The following is a 1294-nucleotide window of genomic DNA, read 5'->3' on the forward strand; positions in this document are numbered from 1 at the left end:
TCGCGACAGCGGGACGGAGTCCCCAGATCGGACTTGTGGGTTTGGGTGAGATTGCGATCGGGTGGTTTCTCCTGGGGTGAGGGGAAAGCTGAGAAAGACTGCAAAAAAACTTAAGGTCACTTTCCCGCTGGGGGATAAGAGCCCCTACAGTGGATAAAGAAGAACATGGTGCTCCGCACCGCCAACGCAATGAGCTTTGTTATGTCCAAAAGCGGCGTGCTCCTGCTGAACTTGGGGGGGCCAGAGACCCAGGCTGATGTGCAGCCCTTTCTTTACAATCTGTTTGCCGATCCCGAGCTGATCCGGCTGCCGTTTCCCTTCTTGCAGCGGGCCTTCGCCTGGGCCATCTCCACGCTGCGGGCCGAAAAATCCCGCCGCAACTACGCGGCCATTGGGGGGGGATCCCCCTTGCGGCGCATTACTGCTGAGCAAGCGCGAGAACTGCAGGCCCACCTGGTGGCTGAGGGCTATGACGTGCCGGTGTATGTTGCCATGCGCTACTGGCATCCGTTGATCGAGTCGGTGGTGCAACAGATCAAGTCGGATGGGATCACCCGCTTGGTGGTGCTGCCACTCTACCCGCAGTATTCCATCAGCACGACGGGATCCAGCTTTAAGCTGCTGGATCGGCTCTGGGCTGAGGATCCGGAGCTGGCCCACATCGAGCGCTGCCAGATCTGCTCTTGGTACGATCAGCCCCAGTATGTGCAGGCGATGGCCAGAGGGATTCGGGAACAGTTGGATGGGTTTGCCGCTCCCGAGGGGGTGCATGTGCTGTTCAGCGCCCATGGCATTCCCGAAAGCTATGTCACCGAGGCCGGGGATCCCTACCAACGGGAAATGGAAGCCTGCGTGCGGCTGATCTGGAAGCAGGTGGGACGCCCCAATGACCACACCCTCTCCTATCAAAGCCGGGTGGGTTCGGTGCGGTGGCTGCAACCCTATACCGAACGGGTCATCCTGGAGTTGGGATCCCGAGGTGTGAAGCAGTTGCTGGTGGTGCCGATTAGCTTTGTGTCGGAGCACATCGAGACCCTGCAGGAGATTGACATCGAGTATCGGGAGCTGGCCCATCGAGCTGGGATTGCCGATTTTCGCCGTGTGCCCGCCTTGAATGCCGACCCTCTGTTCATTGCCGGCTTGGCGGCGCTGGTGCGGCCTCATCTGCTCACTCCGGGCTTGGCAGCTCCTGCCTTTGTCCCTGCTGCTGTGGGCGGCTCGCTGCTGGAGCGGTAGGGAAGAACGCCAGGCATTTCATTGTTGCTCTGCTCATTGTTGCTCTGCAACGCTGACG

1 protein-coding gene is annotated in these 1294 nt (G+C 60.0%); it reads left to right on the forward strand.

Going from position 1 to position 1294, the window contains the following annotated elements; genetic code table 11:
* Positions 1–201: 201 nt before the first annotated feature.
* On the forward strand, positions 202–1236 hold the full coding sequence (gene hemH / locus NW819_RS14095; protein ID WP_414414130.1) for a ferrochelatase: 1035 nt from the start codon (positions 202–204) through the stop codon (positions 1234–1236).
* Positions 1237–1294 lie beyond the last annotated feature (58 nt).

The organism is Synechococcus sp. R8-2 (assembly GCF_047461715.1).
GTDB lineage: Bacteria > Cyanobacteriota > Cyanobacteriia > Thermostichales > Thermostichaceae > Thermostichus.

What these genes read in the sequence shown, in the direction of transcription:
- hemH (WP_414414130.1), top strand. Translation starts at nt 202, where the DNA reads ATGTCCAAAAGCGGCGTGCTCCTGCTGAACTTGGGGGGGCCAGAGACC.